Below are 25,775 nucleotides of genomic sequence, written 5' to 3'. Positions count from 1 at the left end.
TTATCACAACGAGGGCAGTACATCATCCAAGTTTTCAACACCTGGCAAAAGTGGCGACAGATCAGGAAGTTCATCAAGACTGTCTACGCCTAATCTTTCCAGAAGTACCGGCGTGGTCCCAAAGAGACCCGCACCCGTGACCTCATCGGTATCGACTTGCTCGATCAAACCGCGCGTCATCAACGTACGCACCACGCCATCGGCGTTCACCCCGCGGATGCTCGCGATGCGGGCGCGGGACACCGGCTGCCGGTAGGCGATGATCGCCAGCGTTTCCATCGCTGCCGCAGACAGCTTGGCTGTTTGCCCCTCAAGAACAAAACGAGAAACAAGCTCACGATGCTCCTGCCGCGCCCCAATACGCCAGCCGCCACCCACTCGTCGGAGCTGGAAGCCACGGCGGGCACCGAAGCCGGCGGTTGCTGGGTCCGGTTCGCCATCGTATTCGGCGGCCAACCCGTGCAGTACGCGGCTGACGAGTGCCGCATCGACCTCAAGCAGCTGGGAAAGTTCGTCCTCGGTGAGCGGCCGGTCAGCGACCATCAGAACAGCTTCAAGCCCTTCACGAACTTCCGCGTCACCGGTGGTATCCGTCTCTTGGCTCATGGTGTTCCTCCTGCGTCGTTGCCGTCGCTGGCGTCGTTGACGCTGACGTCGTTAGCGTTTTCCTCGTCGCCATCGTATTCAGCGACGCGGAACTCTCCGGCTCCGGTAGCGATCCATTCGACCATGATCTCGGTCAACGGGGACTCTTGGTCAAGCTCCACTGCGCGGTCCCTATACATCTCCAATAGGGCCAGGAACCGGGCGACCACAACCAGCGAGGCTTCGGCATCGGCGGTGAGCTCGCTGAAGGTGAGTGCTTTCGCTGCCTTTAGCCTGGCGGCGATGTGTTGGGCCTGTTCCGCGACTGAGACAGGTGCGTTGTGGATGTGGTCGGTACCGACCGCCTCCGGTTCGGTGGTGTGTTTACGGGTCAGTGCTTTCGCGGCGATCTGTGCGAACTGTTGCGGGGTGTGTGTCCATTCGAGTTCCGGGAGGTGCTCGCGAACATCGGGATCTTCGGCCCTGACTTGCCGTGGAACAAAACGGCTTCCGGCCTCCAGTAGGTGCTCCAGGACGTTCGCGGCCTCTTTATACGCCTTGTACTGCAGCAGCCGGGCGAATAGAAGGTCGCGTGCTTCGAGGCGTTCAATATCCTCGGCGTCTTCAACCTCACCTTGTGGGAGCAGGCGCGCGGCCTTCATATCTAACAGCGTTGAGGCGACAACCAGGAACTCTGTTGTCTCGTCCAGGACAGTCGCTCCGACCTCGTCAGCCAGTGTTCGCAGATAAGCCACAAACTCATCCGTGACTTCGGCGAGCGCGACTTCGGTGATGTCGAGGTCGCGTCGGCTGAGCATTTCGACCAGAACTTCGAAGGGGCCGTTGAAGTTCTCAAGCGTTACTTGGAAGTTCGCGCTCGCGGCCGGACCGGGGGCTTTAGGGGCGGTGCTCTCGTGCCCGGTGCCTGATGCTTGAGCCTCAGCGGCGGGCGTGTGTATTGCCGGCGCTGACTGTTGTGTCCCCGTGGCGGGGTTGAGCGTCACGGAGCTCCGCCGCGTGCGATGAGTTCTTTAGCCAGCCGGCGGTAGCCTTGCGCTCCGGCGTGGGATGGCGCGAACTCGGTGATCGGTTCCATCGCGACCGTGGCGTCCGGGAATTTCACGGTGCGGCGGATCACGGTTTCGAACAGTTTGTCCCCGAATGCTTCGTCGAGCCGGCCGAGGACTTCACGCGAGTGCAGGGTTCGTTGGTCGTACATGGTCGCGAGCACGCCGTCGATCTGTAGGTCTGGGTTGATGCGGTCTTGCACTTTCTCGATGGTGTCGATCAGTAGCGCTACGGCGCGTAGCGCGAAGAACTCGGCGGTGAGCGGGATGATGACGCCGTGGGATGCGGCGAGCGCGTTGACCGTTAGCAGGCCGAGGGATGGCTGGCAGTCGATGATGATGACGTCGTAGTCATCGGAGACGTTGCGTAGCTGTGAGGCGAGGACTTGTTCGCGGGCGACTTCGTTGACAAGCTGCACTTCTGCCGCGGAGAGGTCGATGTTGGCTGGCAGCAGGTCGATGTTGTCTACGTCGGTGTGCAGGATCGCGTCGCGGATGTCGACGTGGCGTTCCATGAGCACGTTGTAGACGGTCAGGTCGAGTTCGTGCGGGTTGACGCCGAAGCCTGCGGAGGCTGCACCTTGTGGGTCGAAGTCGACGATGAGTACGCGGCGGCCAAGTTCGGCCAGGGACGCGGCGAGGTTGATCGATGAGGTCGTCTTCCCGACCCCACCTTTCTGGTTGACCATCGCAATGATGCGGGCTGGTCCATGTTCGGTGAGAACCGGCGGTTCAGGCAGTTGGGTCAAGGGGCGTCCTAGAGCGTTGAGCTCCTGCATACCACCAGGCGCAGGTACTCGGCCAAAGGAGTTTGGATCGCTCACGTGTGCAGACCGCCCTTCTGTGCTGAGTTCCACTCTGTACCGAGTTCCGCTCTGTACCGAGTTGTACTCCGTGCTGAGTTCTACTCTGTTTTGAGTTTCACCGTGCACTGCATCAATTGTGTGCTGTGCTTTAAGGCTAGTGGTGAATGAGCTGTTTATCCGGATTTTCGCCTCTGTATCGGCGAGCCTTGACCCTCAAGTGAAACTCGAAACTTTGGCAAGTGACCTGCCTTCAGCCGAACGCGAGCCACCAGACAAGCGCACGCGACCTGCCGGGCAAGCGCGAGTCGCGGCCCGCATCGTTCATTTCGCAGCTGATTGAAGCGCCTGCCGGGTAATGTAAGAGCGGCCACAGCATATTACAACGTTCCCCGCCCCGGGTTGAGGAGTCACTATGACGATGGATCACCTGATTGATTCGCTGAGGGAACACCCTCGAAAAGAGGCAGACCTCATCAAGCTGGGCCATCTTGCCCGCAAGGTCCCCATCCACGACATGGCCTACCTCATGAAAACGCTGCCGACCGAACAGGCGGCGATCGTGTACCGGGTTCTGGATAAAGACACGGCACTCGCGGTGTTTGAAAGCCTCACCCCCGCAACTCAGGCGGAACTGATCGCTGAGCTGCGGCACGGCGAAATTTCAGAGATCTTCAACGAGCTCGACCCCGATGACCGCGCGTCCCTCTTCGACGAGCTGCCCGCCAAGGTCGCTGACCGTCTCATGTCCGGGCTGGACTCAGAGCAGCGCGCCATGACCACCACGGTGCTTGGCTATCCGGAAGACGCGATCGGGCGCTACATGTCCCCGGAAGTGCTGTGGCTACGCCCCAACTGGAGCGTCAAGCAGGCCATCGACCACGTCAAAGCGCACATCGACGAACCCGAAACTATTTACATGCTCCCGGTCCTGGACGATTCCCGCATCCTCCTCGGCGTGACCGGGCTACGCCGCCTGCTGTCCTCCAACGATGAGCTGAGCGTCCGCGAGATCATGCGCGAAGCCGAATCGGCGCACGCAACCGACCCCCGTGAAGAAACCGCCCGCCGCTTCCTCGGAGGCAAACTACTCGCCATGCCGATCGTGGACGCCGAACACCGACTACTCGGTGTCCTCACCTACGACGACGCAGTCGACATCATCAGCGAAGAGGACGCCGAAGACGCCGCACGCTCCGGCGGTTCCGAACCGCTCGAGAAGTCCTACCTCTCCTCCTCGATCATGCGGATCGTCCGCTCCCGCGTCGTATGGCTCGTGATGCTCGCGCTCTCAGCCGCGCTGACCGTCAAAGTCCTCGACCTCTTCGAAGACAAACTCTCCACAGTCGTGATCCTCGCGCTCTTCATCCCACTACTGACCGGTACCGGCGGTAACACCGGCAACCAAGCCGCAACCACCGTCACGCGCGCGCTCGCCGTGGGCGAAGTGCGTATTCGTGACTTGCCTAAAGTGATTTGGCGTGAGCTACGGGTCGGTTTCGTGCTCGGTTTGATCCTGGGTTCGCTCGCATTTGTGATCACTGGGTTCATCTACGGGTTCACGTTCGGCGCCGTGATAGGCCTGACTCTGCTTGCGGTGTGTGTTCAGGCGGCCGTGGTGGGCGGCATGATGCCGATCATTGCCAAGAAGGTCGGCGCGGACCCGGCAGTATTTTCCAACCCGTTTATCTCCACGTTCTGCGACGCGACCGGCCTGCTCATTTACTTCGGCATCGCGTCTGCGATTCTTGGTATTTAAGCCGTTCGGCTCAGCGGGCACGCGGGTGCGATGTCGCGAAGACTTCACGCAGCGTGTCAGCGGTAACCATCGTGTAGACCTGAGTTGTGGTCACCGATGCGTGCCCCAACAGCTCTTGAACCACACGGACGTCCGCCCCGCCGCTGATGAGGTGCGTTGCGAACGAGTGCCGTAGCGTGTGCGGGCTGATCTCTTGGGTGAGGTTCGCTTTATGCCCGGCGGCCGTAACGCTATTGAAGACCGACTGGCGTGAGAGCCTGCCGCCTCGCTGGTTGAGGAACAGCGCCGGGCTACCTTTCCCTTTGACAGCCAGGGCGGGCCGTCCCCGTACGAGGTATGCGTTGAGCGCTTCGACTGCGTAGCTGCCCAGCGGGACGTATCGTTCCTTATCGCCTTTACCCCGGACCCGGACCACCGAGGGTAGCTTCTGACCTTCCGCGTCGCGGTCCGTTCCAGCCTCGGTTGTGTCTAGCGCTAGGCTCAGGTCATCCACATCGAGGCTCACCGCTTCTGATGCGCGAGCCCCGGTCGCGTACAGGAACTCGATGAGGGCACGGTCCCGTAGTCCCGCCGGTGTCGAGGTGTCAGGGGCTTCGATGAGGCGAGCGACCTCGGGAACGCTCAAGGCTTTAGGTAGCTGTTGCGGCACCGCGTTGGGGTGGATGTCTGCTGCCGCGTTGTCGGCGGTGATCCCTTCAAGCGTCCAGAATGAGTGCATCCCGCGCACCGCAACAACCGTGCGCGCAGCTGAACGCGCCGCGAGCGGCTTCTTCCCATCCGCGCCGTCCCTCAGCGACTGTTGGAACGCACTGATGTTCTGCGGGGTGACATCGCCGGGGTGCGTGATGCCTTGAGTAGCGAGGTAGTCGGTGTAGCGCCGCAGGTCGCGGCGGTATGCGGCCACGGTGTTGGCGGAAAGACCGCGTTCAACAACCAGGTGTTGCAGATAGACGTCCGCGCTGCTCTCAAGCGCGCTCAGTGCTGCTTCAGGCATGTTGCGGGCGTGCCGTCCATGGCGCACCGGCTGGCCGTAGGGTCCGGTTCCCGTGCACGTTGTGGGCGGCGAGCGCGAGGATTCCGACGACCGTGGTCGGGTTGCCGATCCTGCCTTCTAATACCGCGGTGATAGCTTCTTCGAGTGGGACCCACTGGGGTTCCAGGAACGCTTCTTCTTCGGTGCGTTCGTGGCGTTGACCTTCAGGGATCTCGTGCAGATCTTGTGCGAGGTAGATACGCATCGCTTCCGAGGAGCACCCCGGAGACATGTAGTGGTCCGCCAGAACATGCCAGGTGTTTGCGCGCAGGTCAGCTTCTTCTGCGAGTTCGCGCCGCGCGGCATCCAATGCTGCCTCGCCTTCCAGATCCAGTAGACCTGCCGGGACTTCCCACAGTTCAGCCCGCACGGGTTGGCGGCGCTGTTTTTGCAGCAGGACCCGGTTGTCTCGATCGAGTGCGAGGATCCCCACGGCGCCGGGGTGGGTCATGAACTCGCGCGTGATGGGCTTATCGCCCCCGGGCATTGTGAACGTTTCACGCGTGATGTCGAAGATCGCCCCGCTGAACACGGTTTGCGCGTCAGTCACGGCAGCAGGAACCTGGATGTCACCGAGTTCGTGTGCCCCGGTGTTGGGCTGGTGTTCTGACTGATGCGTGGACATGGGCTCCTCGTGACCGTTCTTGAGTCGCTGACGTTGAGTTTCAGGTGGCTTCGTTGCGTTCGCGGGATGCGTCTGTGAGTAGTTCTTGCGCGTGGGCTCGGGCCGCTTCGGATTCCGATTGGCCCGCGAGCATCCGGGCGAGTTCTTTGACGCGTTCATCCTCATCGAGTGCCTTGATGTCCGATGCGGTGAACCCGTCAGCGCCTTCGCTGTGGCTGGTCTTGTTGATGGTGAGGTGCTGGTCACCGAACGCTGCAACCTGCGGCAGGTGGGTCACCACGATCACCTGGACGTGGCGGGCCAGCCGGGCCAGGCGGCGGCCGATTTCCACGGCCGCTTCCCCGCCGACTCCGGCGTCGACTTCGTCGAAGATGAACGTCGGGACCGGGTCAGTGGCCGCGAGCACAACTTCGAGGGCGAGCATGACGCGTGAGAGTTCACCGCCGGATGCTCCCTTACCGAGTGGGCGCGGGTCAGCGCCGGAGTGCGGCGCTAGGAGGAAAGCGATCTCATCAGCGCCGTGCGGGCCTGGTTCGGCTTCGGTGACCTCGATCGCAAGGTGGGCGTTCGGCATCGCGAGGGCCGCAAGTTCCTCATCCACGCGTTCGGACAACCGTTGGGCAGCATCTGCGCGTAGGGTATGAACGCGCTCGGCGTGCTCGGCGAGTTGGGAGGTAAGTGCTTCGACCTTTTCTGCGAGCTCTTCAACGCGCGCCGGATCATCTGATAGCTCGAGGTGACGGACGCGAGCCTGGGCGGCCCAGTCGATGACCGCGTCCACATCGGGAGCATATTTACGTGTCAAGGAGTTCAGCACTGCCCGCCGCTCCTCGACTGCGGCAAGCTCCGCTGGCCCGTCCGCGTCAAGGCCTTGCTGATAGCTTGCAAGCTCGGTTGCGATATCGGAGATCACATACCCGACCTCGCGCAGACGCTGAGTCTGCTCAGCCAAAGCCGGGTCCTGGCTATCGACTGCTTCCAAGGCACGCTGGGCGGCATCCAAGAGGGAGACCACGTCCACGGCTTCGCCGATCTCTTCCGATACCAGCGCGGAGTGCGCGCTCACCGCGGCCTCGCGTAGCTCCTCGATATGACTGAGTCTGTCGGCGCGCGCATCGAGTTCTTGCGCTTCGCCTTTTTGCGGGTCTACCGCATCGATCTCTTCGAGCGCGGCTTGCAGGGTTTGTTCTTCCATCTGACGTTCGTAGCGGTTCTGCTCAACGTCAGCGAGCTCTTCACGGGCGGCCTTCAGGTCCTGGTAGACAGCCTTGTACTGCGCCAGGGCAGCCTCGAGCTCGGCCCCTGCGAAGGCATCGAGTGCGGCTCGCTGTTCGGCAGCACCGCGAAGCCGCAGTTGATCTGTCTGCCCGTGAACCGTCAGAAGGGATTCACCGATGCGGCCGAGCACCGCTACAGGGACGGCCCGCCCGCCTGCATGGGCACGGCTGCGGCCTTTCGCCGCGATCGTGCGGGAAAGATAGAGAACAGCCTCGTCCGCGCCGTCTTCGGTATCAGTTTCAGCGCCGGCCTCGGCGGCGATCTGGAACGCGGCATCCTGCTGGGACCCAACCACGGTGGCTTCAACCACTGCTGAGTCTTCGCCGCGCCGAACCACACCGGAATCGGCTCGCGCCCCAGAGATCAGGCCGAGCGCGGTCACCACCATGGTTTTACCCGCGCCGGTTTCACCTGTGACCACCGTCAGGCCCGGGCCGAATGGTAGCGAGGCCTCTTCGATAACGCCTAAACCGCGGATGTTGACTGACTCGATCATCGTGGCTCACCTCGCCGCGGATGCTCTTCAAACAGGGTGGCCGAAGGTTCTCCGTGATAAAGCTCGGTTGCCCGATGCGGTGGCAGGCGTTCGGAATTATGTGGAGGTTCCACCACGCTGATGCGGCGCACCGCGGGCAGTTCGGAGGTCTTAGGGTGCACACCCGGGTCTTCAACAGGCCCGCGCCACCCGATGGTGGGGAGCTTGAATTTAGCCACAAGCCGCTCAGCGAACGGGGTGTTCGTGAGTCGCACGAGCCGCACCGGGGTCTTGGAGCGGGTCACCTCAACACGGGAGCCCGGGGCCAGTTCAACCATGCGGCGCCCATCGCACCATAAGACACCCGTGGCGTCCGTGCGGGTCAGCACTTCAGCAGCGGTTGTGGAGGAGGGCGCGATCACCAGCGGCTTAGCGAACAGTGCGTGCGCGGAGATCGGGGCGACTACTAACGCTTCCACCTCTGGCCACACGACCGGCCCGCCGGCAGAGAACGCATACGCGGTCGAGCCCGTAGGAGTCGCAAACACTACACCGTCGCAACCGAATGTGGAGATCGGGGAACCATCTACATCGAGTGCTACCTCAAGCATGCGTTCACGGTTCGATTTCTCAACGGCGGCCTCATTCAGCGCCCACGTGTGCGCACCGCGACGGCCTTCGTGCCACACCTGCACATCGATCGCCATGCGTTCATCCACGGTGTAAGCGCGGTTGACGATCGCCTCAACCACCGCATCGATATCTGATTTTTCACTCTCGGCCAGGAAGCCGACGTGCCCCAGGTTCACGCCCAACAGCGGAACGTTGCTGCCGCGCGCGAGCTCGGCGGAACGCAGCATCGTGCCGTCCCCACCTAACACCATCACGAGCTCGAGCTCATCCAGCCCCACGCCTTCGCCGAGGACCTCGACCTTGGTGTCCACATCCATCATCGCGCCGTCAACGTGAATCTGGCCGATCACATCGACTTCATCGCGCATCATGACAGGCGAAAGCCCGTGGGCCGATAAAGCTCTCGCGGCTCGCATTGCGATCGCTACAGCTTCTTCTCGACCCGTGTGGGTCATGACCAAGATCCGACGCACTGACGCTCCTTGTTGTTACCGATCTTCAAGAATAGTCAACGGCGTCCAGCAAAGCAGTGAGGTTGCGCTCTCTTGTGGATGAATCCGTCTCCGTAGTGTTTTCTTTTATCCACATCACGAAGAACTCAACGTTTCCGTCTTGCCCCGGCACTTCAGAGCGCAGCACAGCCACGGGTTCCAAACCCAGCCCGGCCTGTTCAGCGAAGTCCACAACCTTCGTCACGGCGTGGCGCCGCAAGGCTGGATGAACCACAACCCCGGCCTTATTCAGCCCGGAACGGCCCACCTCGAACTGAGGCTTGACCAGCATCATCATCCGGCCGCCCTCTTTCAGCTGAGCAGCTAGCGGCTCCAGCACGAGCGTGAGCGAGATGAACGAAAGATCCCCCACCACCACATCAACCCCACCAGGGATGAAGCCCGGTTCAAGGTGACGAACATTGACGCCTTCACGGTTCACAACGCGGGCGTCTGAAGCGAGGCTTGGGTGCAGCTGTCTGTGGCCCACATCGACCGCATAGACACGTTCGGCCCCATGATCCAGCAAAACCTGGGTGAACCCGCCGGTCGAAGCGCCGGCGTCCATGCAGGTTGCCCCGTTGATCGGCAACCTGATCCCGTGCGTGCTCAAGCGTTCCAACGCCGCGTGCAACTTACCGGCGGCCCGCCCCACCCAACGGTCCTCGGCATGCTCTTGGATCACGATGCTCGCACCCACCTGTACCTTGGCCGCGGGCTTGGTTGCCGGCTTGCCGTCGACGAACACGCGGCCCTCCCGGATCAAGACGGCCGCCCGGGTGCGCGAAGGCGCATAGCCGAGGTCTGCGAGTGCGGCGTCAAGGCGTTGAGTCCCGCTCACGGAAGATCGCTCTCCAGGACATTAGTGAGGTCGTCAAGAACGCGGCTGAACCGTTCGGGATGATCGCTGACTGGGAGCGAATCGAGGTCAGCTAGCGGCTGCAACACTTCCGGTAGGTCCTGCACCGGCTGTTCCTGCCCAGGCAACTCTTGTGCCGGCTGTTCCGTTGCCGCGTCGTGTTCTGGTGAGTTCTCGCTAGTCATTCAGGCTCTCTTGAGTTCCGCTGTCTTCGAGTACACAGGAGTTGGCTGGTGCCCGCAAGTCGCGTAAATCATTGAGTACGTAACGCGGTTTCAGCCCAGGCTCCGCCTTGCGGGCGGATGCGAGCGTATCGACCCCGGTCAGGACTAGCGCGGTAGCGAAGCCGGCAGCGTTCCCGCCTGCAACATCGGTGTCAAGCCTGTCGCCGATCACGAGCGGATTTTGTGCTCCCACGGCTCGCGCCGCCATCTGCATCAGCGTCGGGGCGGGCTTACCGGTCACGAGAGGTTCCTGCCCGGTCGCGGCCGCCACCGCGGCGACGAGCGTCCCGTTGCCCGGAGCGATACCTTCCGCCCGAGGGATCGTCGTGTCCGTATTTGTTGCGATCCATCGCGCGCCTGCGGTGATCGCGTAGCCGGCTTCCGCGAGGTGCCGCCACGTGACGTCGGGGTTGAAGCCCTGCAACACAAAGTCGGGTTGCTCGGTGGCTGAATCAACAAGTTTGAAGCCCGCGTTTTCGGCTTCGCGGCGTAGAGCTTCGGTCCCGACGATGTAAGCGGTCGGCTCTTGAAGCTGTGCATCCGCTGCGGTCTGCCGTGCATGTTCCGCAGCGGCTCGCGAGGAACCGAAGACCTGCTCGGGCATGGTCGGGATGCCCAGCGAGCTGATGTGTTCGGCGACCTCTTCCGGGGTGCGGGATGCGTTATTGGTGCAGTAGGCAACGCGAACACCGGCCTCCTGCGCCGCGACCAGCGCTTCGACCGCGTGCGAAACTGCGTCCGGGCCTGCATATACAACCCCGTCAAGGTCGCACAGCAAGGCGTCATGCATGTCTAGCAGGGACGCGTCCTGATGCGTGGCGCCGGTCATTCCGCGCTGGCCTCGCCGCTGGTTTCGACGTCAGCTGCGCCTTCGCCCGATGGATTAAGTTCCGCATCGTTGGTGGCGCCATCCTTGGCCTCGGTCTCTTTGGCCTCGTCCTCGTCCGAGTCTACATCGTCTTCCACGAGGTCTACGATCTCTGGTTCAACATCGTTGAGTCCCAGCGCCTCCATCGCAACGGGGATGCGCGCACGCCAAGTAGCCGCTTCTTCGGCTTGCCCGGTGGCTTCGAGTGCGTCTGCGTACAGCTCAAAGAGGCGTGGGCTGAAGATGAACGCACGGTTCCTGTCGAGCGTTGGAATCTGCAGAGCCTTGACGGCTTCTTCGTTCTTGTTGGCGTCGAGGAGGATCCCAGCTTCGACCATCGCTGCTTCGGCACGCGGCTGGCCCTTGAGCGCCTTAGCTTCTTCGGAGCGTAGCGTTTCAAGGGCTTTCTCAACGCGACCTACGGCACGCTCGCAGTCAGCAATCGTGGCGATGTGGTCGTGGACGCCAGAAATGCGGCGGTGGGTACGCAGTTCACGGAGTGCTTCGCTGTACTTGCCGGCCGCATACGCGGTCAGCCCTACAGCTTCGCGAACGAGGGCAACTCGGCCACCACGACGCGATGCCGCTTCTGCGTGCGCGAAGGCGAGTTCAGGGTCAACATCGATCAGTGCGCCGGCCATAACGAGGTGCTTCGCTACCCATGGACGGTGCTTTTCGTCGAGGAAACGGAGTTCGCGGAGCGTTTCTTTATCGAGTTCGTTACCGGTTACGCTCGGATCGATTTCTGGTGAGCGTTCGCGGTCTGGACGGTTCGCCGCACGAATGTCGCCGCCACGGCGTCCCTGCGGGCGGTTGCGCTCATTATGCTGGCGGTCGTTACGCTGCCGATCGTTACGGCGCTCACCGCGTCGCCGGTCAGGACGCCCGCCACGCTCGTCGCGGCCACCACGCTCGCCGCGCTTCCAGTCGTCACGACTACGTTCTCCACGTGGTGAGGCACCGTGTCCACGTTTGTGCCCGCCACGGTTGTGGTGGTTCTTGCCATGTTCTTGGCCTGCTCCGCGTGGGGAGCGACGTTTCTGCTCGTCTGCCACGTTTCCCTCTTTGTGATTGTGCCGCGCTCGTGCCTCAAGCGCCTCTGACCATTTTAGCGACGACTTCGAGGGAAAGCCCGCCAATCACACTTTTCTTTCTATCCAAATAGTCTGTTGATACCGCCCGTTTCAACACATGTGTCCCATGTCCTTTTGACCGGCAGCATCAAAGTCATAGAACAAGCCGCCGATGCGGTGGGCCAGATGGGCACGTTCATCCTGGTGGGCGGTGCGCCTGCAGAGGCACGGTTCTCCATGGACCACATGCGCACCTTGTTCGGTAAGACAGTGGTGGGCACGCTCGGCGGCTCGTCCAACAGCCGCACGCTGATCCCTGCGCTGATCGACCTCTACCGTCAAGGGCGCTTCCCGTTCGACCGGCTCGTGTCTTTCTATGGTTTCGACGAGCTCGACCAGGCGATCGCCGATGCCCATGAGGGCGGCACCATCAAGGCTGTCCTGAAGGTCTCGACCGCTGACCAGTAGTCTCTTAGTACTTCCAAACGAAAGGAATAGACATGTCTGCAGCTCAGTCCTCATACGCTGATCTGATCTCTGAAGACCTCTACATCGGTGGTTGGCGCGCTGGAACATCCCAGGGTTCTGCCACTACCGTGAACCCGTTCAATGACGAACCGATCGCGACCATCCGTCAGGCTTCCCAAGAAGACGTCGATGCCGCCTACGAGGCAGCGGCAGATGCCCAACGCGAGTGGGCCGCTCTCCCGCCCAAGGAACGCGGCGCGGTCCTCAACAGGGCCGCGGATTGGATCGAGGAGAACCAGGGCGCGATCATCGAATTGATCCGCGCGGAGTCCGGCTCGAGTGCGCTCAAGGCGACGGTCGAGGCCGGCTTGGCTGTCGGCTCGCTGCGCGAGGCCACTACTTTCCCGACCCGCATCACTGGGCAGATCCTGCCGTCCAACACCCCTGGCAAAACTAACTACGTTTTCCGTGAACCGCTGGGTGTGGTGGGTGTCATTAGCCCGTGGAACTTCCCGTTTACGCTCTCGATGCGTTCGGTCGCGCCAGCATTGGGTTGCGGTAACGCGGTGGTTCTCAAGCCGGCATCTGACACACCGCTGACCGGCGGTCTCCTGCTGGCCAAGATTTTCGAGGCGGCTGGATTGCCAGCAGGCGTGCTCAATGTTGTTGTTGGTGCTGGTTCGGAGATTGGCGATTACTTCGTGGAGCACCCTACCCCGCGTCTGATCTCTTTCACGGGTTCCACCCCGGTAGGTAAGGGCGTGGGCCGTACGGCGGTTGGCGGTGAACATATCAAGAAGGTCGCGCTCGAGCTGGGCGGTAACGCTCCGTTCGTTGTCCTCGACGATGCGGACCTGGATAAGGCTGTTGGCGCTGCGATCATGGGTAAGTTCCTTCACCAGGGACAGATCTGCATGTCAGTCAACCGCATCATTGTCCAGGCCCCGCTCTATGACGACTTCGTTGATGCATACGCTAAGCGCGCCGCATCCATCGCTTATGGCGACCAGATGGATGACAACACCATCGTTGGCCCGGTGATCAACGACAGTCAGCTGAAATCTGTGACTGCCAAGATCGAACAGGCTCGCGAAGAAGGCGCGCGTGAGGTTCTGGCTGGGCCTATTGAGGGGCGTTTGATCGCTCCGCACGTATTCGCTGATGTGACCCCGGAGATGGAGCTGTTCCGTGAGGAAATCTTCGGCCCGGTTGTCGGGATCATCAAGGCCAACGATGAGTCCCACGCGCTCGAACTCGCGAACGACACCGAGTTCGGTTTGTCGTCGGCTGTGTACACACAAGACCTGAGTCGCGGTATGCGTTTCGCTCGCGAAGTGAAGGCCGGGATGACCCACGTCAATGACATCACCGTCAACGATGAAGCACACGTGATGTTTGGCGGGGAGAAGAACTCGGGTCTTGGGCGTTTCAACGGCGAGTGGGCCATCGAAGAGTTCACTACCGATCACTGGGTCAGTGTCTCGGAAGGGACGGACCAGTTCCCGTTCTAATGAATCATCTACGTTGCAGCTGATATAGGACGCGGCGCAAACGGTAAGTGCGGCCTTGTTGTAAGCAGGGGCCGCACTTACCGTTAAGACACACGACACTGTGAAATCGAAGATCGATGTGTGTTGTGTTTGTGTTTTATACAGGTGTTGGTCCCGATGCTGCGACCGAACCCCTTGTGTGGGGGTTGGGAGCTTCGGGACCAACATCCTCTCTATAGTGTGTTCGGCGGTGTCCTACTCTCCCACAACCTCCCGGTTGCAGTACCATCGGCGCTGTGGGGCTTAGCTTCCGGGTTCGGGATGGGACCGGGCGTTTCCCCCACGCTATAACCGCCGTAACTCTCTCACCCCAAACCCAACACTCTCGTTGTGGTGCTGGTTGGGGAAATCTGTTACGTGTACGTGTGTGTTGCTGTATTCAGTTGTTGTGTATCACCGCTGGGGTGGGTTTGTGGTGTGGTGACCGCTTAGTGGACGCGAACCCTCGCTATTGAAGAGGATGAGGTTGGTGTTGTGTGTAAGTGATCGGCCTATTAGTACAGGTCAGCTGAACACGTCTATGGTCCGTGCGTACACTTCCTGCCTATCAACCCAGTGGTCTAGCTGGGGGCCTCTCCCAAAGCAATGTTTGGTTGGAAATGTTATCTTGAAGCAGGCTTCCCGCTTAGATGCTTTCAGCGGTTATCCTTCCCGAACGTAGCTAATCAGCGGTGCACCTGGCGGTACAACTGACATACCAGAGGTTCGTCCGTCCCGGTCCTCTCGTACTAGGGACAGCCCTTCTCACATTTCCTACGCGCGCAGAGGATAGGGACCGAACTGTCTCACGACGTTCTAAACCCAGCTCGCGTGCCGCTTTAATGGGCGAACAGCCCAACCCTTGGGACCGACTCCAGCCCCAGGATGCGACGAGCCGACATCGAGGTGCCAAACCATGCCGTCGATATGGACTCTTGGGCAAGATCAGCCTGTTATCCCCGAGGTACCTTTTATCCGTTGAGCGACAGCGCTTCCACAAGCCACTGCCGGATCACTAGTCCCGACTTTCGTCCCTGCTTGACCTGTCAGTCTCGCAGTCAAGCTCCCTTGTGCACTTACACTCGACACCTGATTGCCAACCAGGCTGAGGGAACCTTTGGGCGCCTCCGTTACCATTTAGGAGGCAACCGCCCCAGTTAAACTACCCATCAGGCACTGTCCCTGACCCGGATCACGGGCCGAGGTTAGACATCCGATACGATCAGAGTGGTATTTCAACAATGACTCCACAACCACTGGCGTGGCTGCTTCACAGTCTCCCACCTATCCTACACAAACCGCACCGAACACCAATACCAAACTATAGTAAAGGTCACGGGGTCTTTCCGTCCTTCTGCGCGTAACGAGCATCTTTACTCGTACTGCAATTTCGCCGAGTTCATGGTTGAGACAGCAGGGAAGTCGTTGCTCCATTCGTGCAGGTCGGAACTTACCCGACAAGGAATTTCGCTACCTTAGGATGGTTATAGTTACCACCGCCGTTTACTGGGGCTTAAATTCTCCGCTTCGAACACGAATGTTCTAACAGGTCCTCTTAACCTTCCAGCACCGGGCAGGAGTCAGTCCGTATACATCGTCTTGCGACTTCGCACGGACCTGTGTTTTTAGTAAACAGTCGCTTCCCTCTGGTCTCTGCGGCCCACACCCGCTCACCCCAGCATGTGGGGGTCACGAGGCAGGCCCCCCTTCTTCCGAAGTTACGGGGGCATTTTGCCGAGTTCCTTAACCATGATTCTCTCGATCGCCTCGGTATTCTCTACCAGATCACCTGTGTCGGTTTCGGGTACGGGCAGCTAGAACCTCACGTCGATGCTTTTCTCGGCAGTACAGGATCACCGGATCACCCACCCATAGTGGGCGCCCATCAAGTCTCAGCCATTATGGTGTACGGATTTGCCTATACACCGGCCTACACTCTTAGACCAGGTCGATTCCATTGCCTGGCCCGGCTACCTCTCTGCGTCACACCTGTTACTACGTTTACCTCCACGAATCGGGTCCCACGCCGCACACACCATCTAGCCACAAAGTGGCTGGTCTGGTGTGGTTGGGGTGGTTAGCATCATCGCTTCGATATGGACGGTTCTTCGCCGGTACGGGAATATCAACCCGTTGTCCATCGACTACGCCTGTCGGCCTCGCCTTAGGTCCCGACTCACCCAGGGAAGAAAAACTTGACCCTGGAACCCTTGATCATTCGGCGGACGGGTTTCTCACCCGCCATTCGCTACTCATGCCTGCATTCTCACTCGAACACGCTCCACCTGATGGTTTCCACCCAGGCTTCACCACATGCCCGACGCTCCCCTACCCACCCCACACAAAAGTATGGAGTGACACAGCTTCGGCGGTGTACTTGAGCCCCGCTACATTGTCGGCGCGGAATCACTTGACCAGTGAGCTATTACGCACTCTTTCAAGGGTGGCTGCTTCTAAGCCAACCTCCTGGTTGTCTCAGCAACTCCACATCCTTTCCCACTTAGCACACGCTTAGGGGCCTTAGCTGATGTTCTGGGCTGTTTCCCTCTCGACTCATGAAGCTTATCCCTCACAGTCTCACTGCTACGCTCTCACTTCACCGCATTCGGAGTTTGGTTGACGTCAGTAACCTTGTAGGGCCCATCAGCCATCCAGTAGCTCTACCACGGTAAAGAAACACGTAACGCTGCACCTAAATGCATTTCGGGGAGAACCAGCTATCACGGAGTTTGATTGGCCTTTCACCCCTACCCACAGCTCATCCCCCCAGTTTTCAACCTAGGTGGGTTCGGTCCTCCACGTGCTCTTACACACGCTTCAACCTGGCCATGGGTAGATCACCCCGCTTCGGGTCTAGACCGTGCCACTGAAACGCCCTCTTCAGACTCGCTTTCGCTACGACTACCCCACACGGGTTAACCTCGCGACACAGCACTAACTCGCAGGCTCATTCTTCAAAAGGCACGCCATCACCCCTAAAGGGCTTTGACGGTTTGTAAGCGCATGGTTTCAGGCACTATTTCACTCCCCTCCCGGGGTACTTTTCACCATTCCCTCACGGTACTGATCCGCTATCGGTCATCAGGTAGTATTCAGGCTTACCAGGTGGTCCTGGCAGATTCACACGAGATTCCACGAGCCCCGTGCTACTCGGGTCATACGATCTAGCGGCGGAACATAATACGACTACGGGACTCACACCCTCTACGGTGCAGCACTCACACTGCTTCGTCTCCACGCCCGCACCTCACCAGCCAGCCACGGCAGTAACTGGACACATACACCCACAACCCCCGCACCGCAACCCCTGCCGGGTATCACACGATACAGGTTTAGCCCCATCCGCGTTCGCTCGCCACTACTAACGGAATCACTATTGTTTTCTCTTCCTAAGGGTACTGAGATGTTTCACTTCCCCTCGTTCCCCCCATAACACCTATATATTCAGTGTCAGGTCACACACCTCACAGCATGCGGGGTTCCCCCATTCGGACATCCTGGGATCACCGTCCGGTTATCAACTCCCCCAGGCTTATCGCAGATTCCCACGTCCTTCATCGGCTCCTGATGCCAAGGCATCCACCATACGCTCTCAACAACTTACACACACATATGCAAACCATTGATTCATGAGCAACAAACACAACCCACACAACCAACAAACCAACCAACCAAAAAAGGAAAAGACTGGACTGATTGTGTTGGGTTGAGAAAATCACATACATGAAAACAACACCCCACAAGGGGTGTCATCCTCACAAGATGCTCGCGTCCACTATGCAGTAACCAAACAACAACCCCACACCCACCAACCACACCAGACACACCAGTCAAAGAACCAGCGCACACAGTAGCGTGTTGTATTAGGTCGGGGACACACTAGAGAAACAACCACACCAAACACACGAACACAAAACATGCCCGCTACGTACCTGGTGGTTTGTTGCTCCAGGACCCAACAATGCACCAAGACCCACACACCCCCAAGAGAGTGCGTGGTTTCGTTGATATTCCACCCATGAGCATGGCACCTGTCAACACCCGTGACAGCAGCACCATCTATTCTCTGACACCACCAACCACCATGCATATATCCATACAGGTTGTGGTGTTGAGTGCTCCTTAGAAAGGAGGTGATCCAGCCGCACCTTCCGGTACGGCTACCTTGTTACGACTTAGTCCCAATCGCCAGTCCCACCTTCGACGGCTCCCCCCACAAGGGTTAGGCCACCGGCTTCGGGTGTTACCAACTTTCGTGACTTGACGGGCGGTGTGTACAAGGCCCGGGAACGTATTCACCGCAGCGTTGCTGATCTGCGATTACTAGCGACTCCGACTTCATGGGGTCGAGTTGCAGACCCCAATCCGAACTGAGACCGGCTTTTTGGGATTAGCTCCACCTCACAGTATCGCAACCCATTGTACCGGCCATTGTAGCATGCGTGAAGCCCAAGACATAAGGGGCATGATGATTTGACGTCATCCCCACCTTCCTCCGAGTTGACCCCGGCAGTCTCCCATGAGTCCCCACCATCACGTGCTGGCAACATAGAACGAGGGTTGCGCTCGTTGCGGGACTTAACCCAACATCTCACGACACGAGCTGACGACAACCATGCACCACCTGTGAACCAGCCCCGAAAGGAAAACACATCTCTGCGCCGATCCGGTCCATGTCAAGCCTTGGTAAGGTTCTTCGCGTTGCATCGAATTAATCCGCATGCTCCGCCGCTTGTGCGGGCCCCCGTCAATTCCTTTGAGTTTTAGCCTTGCGGCCGTACTCCCCAGGCGGGGCACTTAATGCGTTAGCTACGGCGCGGAAAACGTGGAATGTCCCCCACACCTAGTGCCCAACGTTTACGGCATGGACTACCAGGGTATCTAATCCTGTTTGCTCCCCATGCTTTCGCTCCTCAGCGTCAGTAACAGCCCAGAGACCTGCCTTCGCCATCGGTGTTCCTCCTGATATCTGCGCATTCCACCGCTACACCAGGAATTCCAGTCTCCCCTACTGCACTCTAGCCTGCCCGTACCCACTGCACACCCGGAGTTAAGCCCCGGGCTTTCACAGCAGACGCGACAAACCGCCTACGAGCTCTTTACGCCCAATAATTCCGGATAACGCTTGCGCCCTACGTATTACCGCGGCTGCTGGCACGTAGTTAGCCGGCGCTTCTTCTGCAGGTACCGTCACCCCAAAGGGCTGCTTCCCTACTGAAAGAGGTTTACAACCCGAAGGCCGTCATCCCTCACGCGGCGTCGCTGCATCAGGCTTGCGCCCATTGTGCAATATTCCCCACTGCTGCCTCCCGTAGGAGTCTGGGCCGTGTCTCAGTCCCAGTGTGGCCGGTCACCCTCTCAGGCCGGCTACCCGTCGTCGTCTTGGTAGGCCATTACCCCACCAACAAACTGATAGGCCGCGAGTCCATCCCCAACCGATAAATCTTTCCACCCCCCACCATGCGGTAAGGAGTCATATCCAGTATTAGACCCAGTTTCCCGGGCTTATCCCGAAGTCAAGGGCAGGTTACTCACGTGTTACTCACCCGTTCGCCACTCATCCACCCAGTGCAAGCACCAGGCTTCAGCGTTCGACTTGCATGTGTTAAGCACGCCGCCAGCGTTCATCCTGAGCCAGGATCAAACTCTCCGCAAAAAACATAAAAACAGATGCTCCAAAGCGGACAACCACATCCCACAAAAAAGGGGCGCGGTCACATCTAATCCAAGCAGAAACCCACACACCCTGACAGGGATCAAAGGCATGCAGGCAACCACCAAACAAAAAATATTTGGTATCAACAAACAAACTTGGCACACTATTGAGTTCTCAAACAACAAACACCCAAGACTCCACGCCCCACAAACCCCACACACAAACCATGCGAAGTAAGAAAGGAAACCAGGACGCTTCACTCAAGAGCGGATACTCACTCTACCACAAGCTTTCCAAGGAAACAAAACCAGGTAAACAACCCGGAAACCCTCTACAAGAAAGCAACCATATGGCAGATATGAAACCCGAAACCCCACCCAACCGAAACCAGAAACAAACCTAGCCGATAGATGAATCCCGAGTCATTGTCCACCAGACACGCCGGCAACCGGCACTCCATCCGTGTGGGCAACAGGAAAATACTCTACACACACCCACACCAAAACGCAAAACCACCCACACACCGCTCGCGCTGAATGCCGAGAATCCTTGAGTTTCCGGGCTTAAACGCCCTGGGTGGTCACCGGTTCACTGCCGGTGACCACCCAGGCGAGGAAAGCTAGGTCTAGTTCTAAACCCTAGTTCAGCTGTCGAAACTACTCGTCTTCAGTTCCGTCGCTCGTACGAGCGCCCAACGAAGTGTCGAGGCGCAACAGACCCGATCCGTCGTTGCCCACCAGCTTGAGCTGGCCGATGATCTCGCTCACAGTGTCCTCTTCCTCAAGCTGCTCGTTGATGAACCAGTCCAGAAGAGGACGCGAATCGATATCGCCAGCGGCATCGGCGGCCCGGTACAGATCGCGGATAGCCTGCGAAACCTTCTTTTCGTGCTCGAGTGCGGCTGTGAAGAGCTCCAACGGGGATGCGTTCTCCGCCACATCCGGAGCCGCGATAGCCCCGATCTTCGGGGCCCCGTCACGGGTCAAGAGATGGTTGATGAACTTATTGGCGTGCTCGATCTCTTCATCGGCCTGCGCGCGCAACCACTTCGCGAAACCCGTGAGGTCCTGCTTATCAGCCTCGATAGCGAGCTGGCGGTACACCATGTTCGCTTCGAATTCGAGGGTGATCTGTTCGTTAACCTTGGCTTCAAAATCAGGTGTCAGTGTCATGATCTTTACGCTACGCTCTTCCCCTCCCGATTGGAAGGGTTCATCGCTACAGGTGAAACCGGAAGCGGCATCAGCCACATAGCCCAAAGCCGCTCTAGCCCAAATCCACTTAGACCAAAGCCGCTTTAGCCCAAATCCACTTAGACCAAACGAACCGCAGCGAGCGTTCGGCGTCCGCGACGCAGAATCAGGACGTCCTCCGCGCCGCTACCAGAACCCAAGCCCTCACCGGTTTCGAACGTCGCCTCAGGGTCAGTCACTTTGACGTTGTTCACGTTGATCGCGCCTTCACCCAGCGAACGGCGCGCTTCAGACTTCGACTTAGAGATGCCAGCGGCAACCAGAACATCAACGATATTCGAGCCACTTGCAGCCTCAGCGCCACACAGCTCAGCAAACACAGCATCGACCGTGCCAGCATCCAACGCCGCAAGCTCACCGGAACCGAACAGGGCCTCGGAAGCATCGATCGCTGCTTGGGTTGCCTCCGGGCCGTGAACCAACGAAGTCACTTCCCATGCGAGGCGCTTCTGCGCTTCACGGCGGAACGGCTCGTCTTCAACCTTCTTCGCGTACTCTTCAATCTCCGCCCGATGCATGAACGTGAAGACCTTCAAACGGTCGATCACATCCGCATCCGAAGTGTTGAGCCAGAACTGATAGAACGTGTACGGCGAGCACATCTCGGCATCCAGCCAGATCGCGTTGCCTTCGGACTTACCGAACTTAGAGCCATCAGAGTTCGTGATGAGCGGGGTGCCGAACGCGTGGACAGACACACCCTCAACACGGCGGATCAGATCCGCGCCGGAGGTCAGGTTGCCCCATTGATCCGAACCACCCGTCTGCAGAACACAGTCGTATTCGCGGTAGAGGTTCAGGTAGTCCATGCCCTGAAGGACTTGGTAGGAGAACTCGGTGTAAGAAATACCTTCATCCGAAGCCAACCGCTTAGCAACGGTCTCTTTACGGATCATGGTTCCCACGCGGAAATACTTACCCACATCGCGCAAGAAGCTTAGCGCCGTGAGGTCCTTGGTCCAGTCGAGGTTGTTGACCATGCGTGCGGCGTTATCGCCCTCGAAGGAAAGAAAACGCTCAATCTGGGAACGCAAACGCTTAACCCATTCCTGAACCGTCTCCGGGGTGTTCAAAACACGCTCGGCCGTCTGACGAGGGTCGCCGATCAAACCGGTCGAGCCACCCACAAGCCCCAACGGCTTATGCCCCGCCAACTGCAGGCGGCGCAGAACCAGGATCTGCACCAAGTTACCCAAGTGCAACGACGGGGCGGTCGGATCGAAGCCACAATAATACGTAATAGGCTCCCCTGCCAGCACCTTCTCCAGGGCCTCCTCATCGGTGGACACGTACATGAGGCCGCGCCACTTCAGCTCCTGGAAAATGTTGTCAAATGAGGGGTCGTTCGTCTGTGCCATTACGTCGGCTTTCTCCTTTTCGGTCACATTGGTCATGCTACCAACCGGACTATTGATCTTCAGTTTGTAACGCCGCCGGCAGATCGCCCTCAGGGGCGATCACCACAAGGTCCTGCGTTGTGCGGGTCATCGCCACATACAGCCCTGCCGCGGTGTGATCTTCGGCCACGATCGCGTTGGGTTCCAGCACAACCACCGCATCGAACTCGAGGCCCTTGGCTTGATCCGTAGTCAACACCACGATGCGCTGGCCGGCCGCCGCATCGCCGGCACCAGTTCCCACCTGGGCATCAAACCGCTGCGATAAAGCCTCCATCGCGGCAGTCTGTTCAGCCTGCGGACAAATAACTGCGATGAGGCCCTGGCTTGTCTTGTCCATGAAGCGAGCCACGGCATCGCCGGCATGCGTGAGCACCTGCTCGGAGTCTGCGACTTCACGCACCATCGGGTCAGTGTCGGCATCGCGCACAGCCTGAGCCGCAGAAATCGGTAGGCCCTCAGCTCGTGCGAGCCTCTCTGCGAGCTCAACCACTTGCCGAGGCGTGCGATAGTTCACGCTGAGTTCCTCCAAGCGGTACCGCTTCCCCACATGCGGCTGCAGCGCATCCGCCCACGAGGAAGCCGAACCCACGGTCGTGGCCTGCGCAATATCGCCCACAATCGTGAAGGACTTCAGCGGTCCGCGCCGCATCAGAACCCGCCACTGCATCGCCGTGAGCTCTTGGGCCTCGTCCACAATCACGTGCCCGTAGGTCCATTCCCGGTCGCGCTCGGCCTGCTCGACCGCGCTCAAACCCGTAGCGCGGTGCTCGTTGAACTCAAGCAGCATATTTTCATCGACCACACCGTCGACGCCGATCTCTTCAAGCTCCGCGTTGACGTTCTCAAGCGCTTTCTTCGCGTTCTCAACATCGCGTTCGCGTTGCAGTTTCTCAGCGCGCTGCGCACTCGAGGCTACCGGCAACGGACCCAACAGCTCCGCAGCCTCATCCAGCAAAGGAACATCCGCCTCCGTGAACGCAGCGCCCGGCTCCCGCAACAATGCCTCACGCGAGACAGACGAGAGCCGCGGTAGAACCGCATCCAGGATCTCTGGTTTGCTGAACAAGTCCCTCACCAACTGTTCAGGGGTCAGCGGCATCCAGCACAGATTCAAGGCAACACGCACATCGCGGCTGGCACGAACATCGCGCTCCAACGCCGCGGTTTCCTGCTCGGAGCCCTGCACACCATCGCTGTCAACAGCGGCTTGGTACAGCTCCAGGATCTCCGCGACCGCGTGGTCCACGAACACCTCACGGGCCTTATTGTGCGGCTGGCGGCTCGCACGGGCCACGGCGAGCGCCCGCTTGATGGTCTTAGGTTTTAGCGTGACAGTGAGGCCTTCGATGGTGAGCTTGCGTTTACCTGGGATGGTGCGTTGACGTTGCGCCACCGCGCGTTTCATAACCTCGACCATGTGCAGGGAACCCTTGAGACGGGCCGCCTGCCGGTTGGTTTCCGGCACACCGTCAACGCCTGGGTAGAGGGTCGAGACAGTGGACATAACAACGCCGGTCTCGCCTAACGAGGGCAGCACGCGTTCGATATAAGACATGAACGTCTGCGATGGACCCACGATCAATACGCCCGCGCGGCCCAGGCGTTCACGCTGCTCATATAAGAGGTATGCGGCGCGATGCAGCGCGACGGCAGTCTTGCCGGTGCCAGGCCCGCCTTGCACGACCGTGACGCCGCGCATCGGGGCGCGTATGATCCGGTCCTGTTCCGCTTGAATCGTGGCGACGATATCGCCCATCTTGCCCGTTCGAGGAGCGTTCAAGGCCGCGATGAGTGCCCCATCGGAATGTGAGGCACCCTCGGCGGTCGCGAGATCAGGGTCCAGCACATCGTCCTCAAACGCGGCCACCGTGCGCCCCTTGAGGCTCAAGTGGCGGCGGCGAGCAACCCCCAACGGTTCAAACGGGGTCGCCTGATAGAACGTCGCAGCCTCAGGGGCACGCCAGTCAATGAGCAACCGTTGCTGCTGCTCATCAGTCAAACCGATACGGCCGATATAACGGGCGCGCGCCTGTTCAATGACCGGTTCGCCCACGCGCCACTCAATGTCCTCGCTACGGTCGATGCGCCCGAAAACCAGACGATGCTCAACGGCTTCCAGCTGAGCGATCCGGTCCTCGTACAGGGCGGCAAAAGAGTCACGTTCTGAAGCGTTCTGAACGCTACCAATCGCGCCCGTGGCTTGAACCTTCTTCAGCTGTTCAACCTTCTGGGTGCGCAACTGATCAACCCGGGCATACAGTTGTGAAACATACTGTTGCTCCGTGCTGTCAGACCGTGGCTGTTGCACGCGATATCCCCCTACCTATAGAGCCTGCGTCTGCCTGCAAAGTCCGCGCCTCGCTGTGGATGAGCGAATAAAATGCGCGACCGTCCATTCTACGCTCACGCACACATCATGCCCGCCTCGAGGCGCTTGTCCGCATGCCCTCACATACACTTGATAAGCAGTTCCTACGTGACAGAGATTTCCGATGTGGCGGAGAGTTCCAACGTGACAGAAAGTTCTGATGTGGCGGAAAGGTCTGAAGTGACAGAGTTTCGCGCGCCACGACAGTTCACCGCACGATGTGTGGCTGCACTGCTTGTTATGAGTGTGCCTATGCTGGGTGTGCTGACCGGCTGCGCCGCGGCACACGAAGACGCGCCTGACGAAACGCCCGCACACACGGAAGGCTCTGATAACCCAACTGAAGGTTCAGCTACGCCGGAATCGGCCCAAGCCAAAGCCCCGACATCGAAGGCCCCCTCGGAGACGAAGAAACCAGCTGCATCTTCGGCAAGCTCCACAACGGATGCAGAAGATGGCGAAGACGGTGTGCAGGCTCCGCAGATCGCTGACATTCGCTTCGACATCCTGAAAACGCTTGCCACGATGTCAACGTATAAAGCTGACGGAACCACGATGTTCAAAGGGCTCACGATCGACTTCGTGGGTGTCTTCCACCGCCAACCCGCCCACGCTATGGCGCTAGAAGGCCATGTGAGCGGCACCCGCGCGGACGGCCAAATGAACCTCATCCTCGACGATGAGACCATCTACCTCAAAGGCGACCGCGTCTTCTGGAGTAGCCTCGGCGCCGGAGGTGAAAACGGTCAAGACGAAAACGTCGACGACATCCTCGACCACTACGTGACGATGACGCCACAGGAAGCCGAGCTCAAGAACCTCGACCCCGTGAAACTGAGCGACCAAATGCTCTCAACCATCGACTGGGACTCGTTCACCGAGGAAGCAGAGAAGATCCAACTCAACGGCCAGGACGTGTTCAAATACGTCGGCGCCGACGACGTAGTGCTCTACATCGATGTGGACTCCCACGCGTTAGTTGCCGTGGACACCCGCATCGACGGGCACATCATCCAGTTCAGCCGCTTCAACCAAACCGCCCTGATTCCACAGCCAAAGGAAGACGAAACAGTTCCCTGGTCCAATGACTAGCCAGCGTCCAATGACTAGCTAGCGTCCGGTGGTGAGCGGTCCTCACTGAGTGCGGCGCGCCTGTGTGGCTGACTCGCAGAAGATGTGCCTAGGCTGAGAATTTTGCGGCGGGGTTCGTTTATTTTTCATTTCTATTCAGCAACCCCGTAACGTTAGTCTACGAAACTGACGAAAACTCGTACTTGATACTCTTGTTTAGACGAGCACCCTCGATGCATCGCTCATTTGGCGGTTCA

The 25,775-nt window shown here is 59.4% G+C and carries 19 protein-coding genes and 3 rRNA genes; 5 read left to right on the top strand and 17 right to left on the bottom strand.

The annotated features are described in order from the left end of the window. Positions 1-3: 3 nt before the first annotated feature. From scpB to J2S67_RS02710, 3 genes are read right to left on the bottom strand one after another with little or no spacing between them, the layout of a single operon-like run. Positions 4-606 carry an SMC-Scp complex subunit ScpB gene (gene scpB, locus J2S67_RS02720; RefSeq protein WP_070490956.1) on the bottom strand — a complete coding sequence of 201 codons (603 nt, stop codon included), beginning with the start codon at positions 604-606 and terminating at the stop codon, positions 4-6. After that, positions 603-1,589 carry a segregation and condensation protein A gene (locus tag J2S67_RS02715; RefSeq protein ID WP_310246065.1) on the bottom strand — a complete coding sequence of 329 codons (987 nt, stop codon included), beginning with the start codon at positions 1,587-1,589 and terminating at the stop codon, positions 603-605. Before J2S67_RS02715 ends, scpB begins: the two co-directional genes overlap by 4 nt. Further along, complete coding sequence (locus J2S67_RS02710) at positions 1,586-2,431, bottom strand: ParA family protein (RefSeq protein ID WP_035757520.1); 846 nt, start codon at positions 2,429-2,431, stop codon at positions 1,586-1,588. Before J2S67_RS02710 ends, J2S67_RS02715 begins: the two co-directional genes overlap by 4 nt. Positions 2,432-2,618: 187 nt before the next feature. On the opposite strand from J2S67_RS02710, the gene J2S67_RS02705 reads away from it, so the two are divergent. Next, positions 2,619-2,798, top strand: a complete 180-nt coding sequence (locus tag J2S67_RS02705; protein ID WP_070490958.1) for a hypothetical protein — start codon at positions 2,619-2,621, stop codon at positions 2,796-2,798. 72 nt (positions 2,799-2,870) lie between these two features. After that, positions 2,871-4,214, top strand: coding sequence for a magnesium transporter (gene mgtE, locus J2S67_RS02700; RefSeq protein ID WP_310246063.1), 1,344 nt, complete (start codon positions 2,871-2,873; stop codon positions 4,212-4,214). A gap of 10 nt (positions 4,215-4,224) precedes the next feature. Here mgtE and J2S67_RS02695 read toward each other — a convergent pair whose 3' ends face one another. From J2S67_RS02695 to J2S67_RS02660, 8 genes are read right to left on the bottom strand one after another with little or no spacing between them, the layout of a single operon-like run. After that, a complete protein-coding gene (locus J2S67_RS02695; protein ID WP_035757513.1) occupies positions 4,225-5,208 on the bottom strand; it encodes a site-specific tyrosine recombinase XerD in 984 nt (327 codons plus the stop codon). Then, entirely contained in the window at positions 5,201-5,872 is a 672-nt protein-coding gene (locus J2S67_RS02690; protein ID WP_310246061.1) for an NUDIX hydrolase, read from the bottom strand. Before J2S67_RS02690 ends, J2S67_RS02695 begins: the two co-directional genes overlap by 8 nt. Before the next feature lie 40 nt (positions 5,873-5,912). After that, complete coding sequence (gene recN / locus J2S67_RS02685) at positions 5,913-7,646, bottom strand: DNA repair protein RecN (RefSeq protein WP_310246059.1); 1,734 nt, start codon at positions 7,644-7,646, stop codon at positions 5,913-5,915. Next, positions 7,643-8,731: an NAD kinase gene (locus J2S67_RS02680; protein ID WP_310246056.1), complete on the bottom strand. Its 1,089-nt coding sequence runs from the start codon at positions 8,729-8,731 to the stop codon at positions 7,643-7,645. Before J2S67_RS02680 ends, recN begins: the two co-directional genes overlap by 4 nt. A gap of 25 nt (positions 8,732-8,756) precedes the next feature. Next, positions 8,757-9,590, bottom strand: a complete 834-nt coding sequence (locus J2S67_RS02675; RefSeq protein WP_310246055.1) for a TlyA family RNA methyltransferase — start codon at positions 9,588-9,590, stop codon at positions 8,757-8,759. Further along, positions 9,587-9,793 carry a hypothetical protein gene (locus tag J2S67_RS02670; RefSeq protein WP_310246053.1) on the bottom strand — a complete coding sequence of 69 codons (207 nt, stop codon included), beginning with the start codon at positions 9,791-9,793 and terminating at the stop codon, positions 9,587-9,589. Before J2S67_RS02670 ends, J2S67_RS02675 begins: the two co-directional genes overlap by 4 nt. Further along, positions 9,786-10,661 (bottom strand): HAD-IIA family hydrolase, encoded by an 876-nt coding sequence (locus J2S67_RS02665; RefSeq protein ID WP_052048652.1) that lies wholly within the window; start codon positions 10,659-10,661, stop codon positions 9,786-9,788. Before J2S67_RS02665 ends, J2S67_RS02670 begins: the two co-directional genes overlap by 8 nt. Then, positions 10,658-11,755, bottom strand: a complete 1,098-nt coding sequence (locus J2S67_RS02660) for a hypothetical protein (RefSeq protein ID WP_310246050.1) — start codon at positions 11,753-11,755, stop codon at positions 10,658-10,660. The genes J2S67_RS02665 and J2S67_RS02660 overlap by 4 nt, the downstream gene beginning before the upstream one ends. A gap of 153 nt (positions 11,756-11,908) precedes the next feature. Between J2S67_RS02660 and J2S67_RS02655 the strand changes: the two genes are divergently transcribed. Next, positions 11,909-12,241: an MDR/zinc-dependent alcohol dehydrogenase-like family protein gene (locus J2S67_RS02655; protein WP_198020682.1), complete on the top strand. Its 333-nt coding sequence runs from the start codon at positions 11,909-11,911 to the stop codon at positions 12,239-12,241. Between the two features lie 32 nt (positions 12,242-12,273). Beyond that, the gene (locus J2S67_RS02650) at positions 12,274-13,752 is read left to right on the top strand and encodes an aldehyde dehydrogenase family protein (RefSeq protein ID WP_310246047.1); all 1,479 of its coding nucleotides are present in this window, start codon (positions 12,274-12,276) and stop codon (positions 13,750-13,752) included. A gap of 221 nt (positions 13,753-13,973) precedes the next feature. Here J2S67_RS02650 and rrf read toward each other — a convergent pair. The 6 genes from rrf to J2S67_RS02620 all read right to left on the bottom strand — a co-directional run bounded on the left by rrf (position 13,974) and on the right by J2S67_RS02620 (position 24,387). Continuing rightward, positions 13,974-14,090: ribosomal RNA gene (gene rrf, locus J2S67_RS02645) — 5S ribosomal RNA — on the bottom strand. Between the two features lie 175 nt (positions 14,091-14,265). Continuing rightward, a 23S ribosomal RNA gene (locus J2S67_RS02640) occupies positions 14,266-17,376 on the bottom strand. Positions 17,377-17,896: 520 nt separating this feature from the next. Next, a 16S ribosomal RNA gene (locus J2S67_RS02635) occupies positions 17,897-19,426 on the bottom strand. The 16S, 23S and 5S rRNA genes sit together here, the layout of an rRNA operon. A 656-nt stretch (positions 19,427-20,082) precedes the next feature. Then, positions 20,083-20,598, bottom strand: a complete 516-nt coding sequence (locus J2S67_RS02630) for a ferritin (protein WP_035757376.1) — start codon at positions 20,596-20,598, stop codon at positions 20,083-20,085. A gap of 140 nt (positions 20,599-20,738) precedes the next feature. Beyond that, positions 20,739-22,037: a tyrosine--tRNA ligase gene (gene tyrS / locus J2S67_RS02625; protein WP_310246045.1), complete on the bottom strand. Its 1,299-nt coding sequence runs from the start codon at positions 22,035-22,037 to the stop codon at positions 20,739-20,741. A gap of 49 nt (positions 22,038-22,086) precedes the next feature. After that, on the bottom strand, positions 22,087-24,387 hold the full coding sequence (locus J2S67_RS02620; protein ID WP_310246043.1) for a HelD family protein: 2,301 nt from the start codon (positions 24,385-24,387) through the stop codon (positions 22,087-22,089). Positions 24,388-24,687: 300 nt separating this feature from the next. Here J2S67_RS02620 and J2S67_RS02615 point away from each other — a divergent pair, with 300 nt between their 5' ends. Continuing rightward, positions 24,688-25,539 carry a hypothetical protein gene (locus J2S67_RS02615; RefSeq protein ID WP_310246041.1) on the top strand — a complete coding sequence of 284 codons (852 nt, stop codon included), beginning with the start codon at positions 24,688-24,690 and terminating at the stop codon, positions 25,537-25,539. Positions 25,540-25,775: the final 236 nt, after the last annotated feature.

Origin of the sequence: Pseudoglutamicibacter albus (genome assembly GCF_031458175.1) — a bacterium.
GTDB classification, from domain to species: Bacteria; Actinomycetota; Actinomycetes; order Actinomycetales; family Micrococcaceae; genus Pseudoglutamicibacter; species Pseudoglutamicibacter albus.
This window is presented reverse-complemented; position numbering and strand designations above follow the sequence as displayed.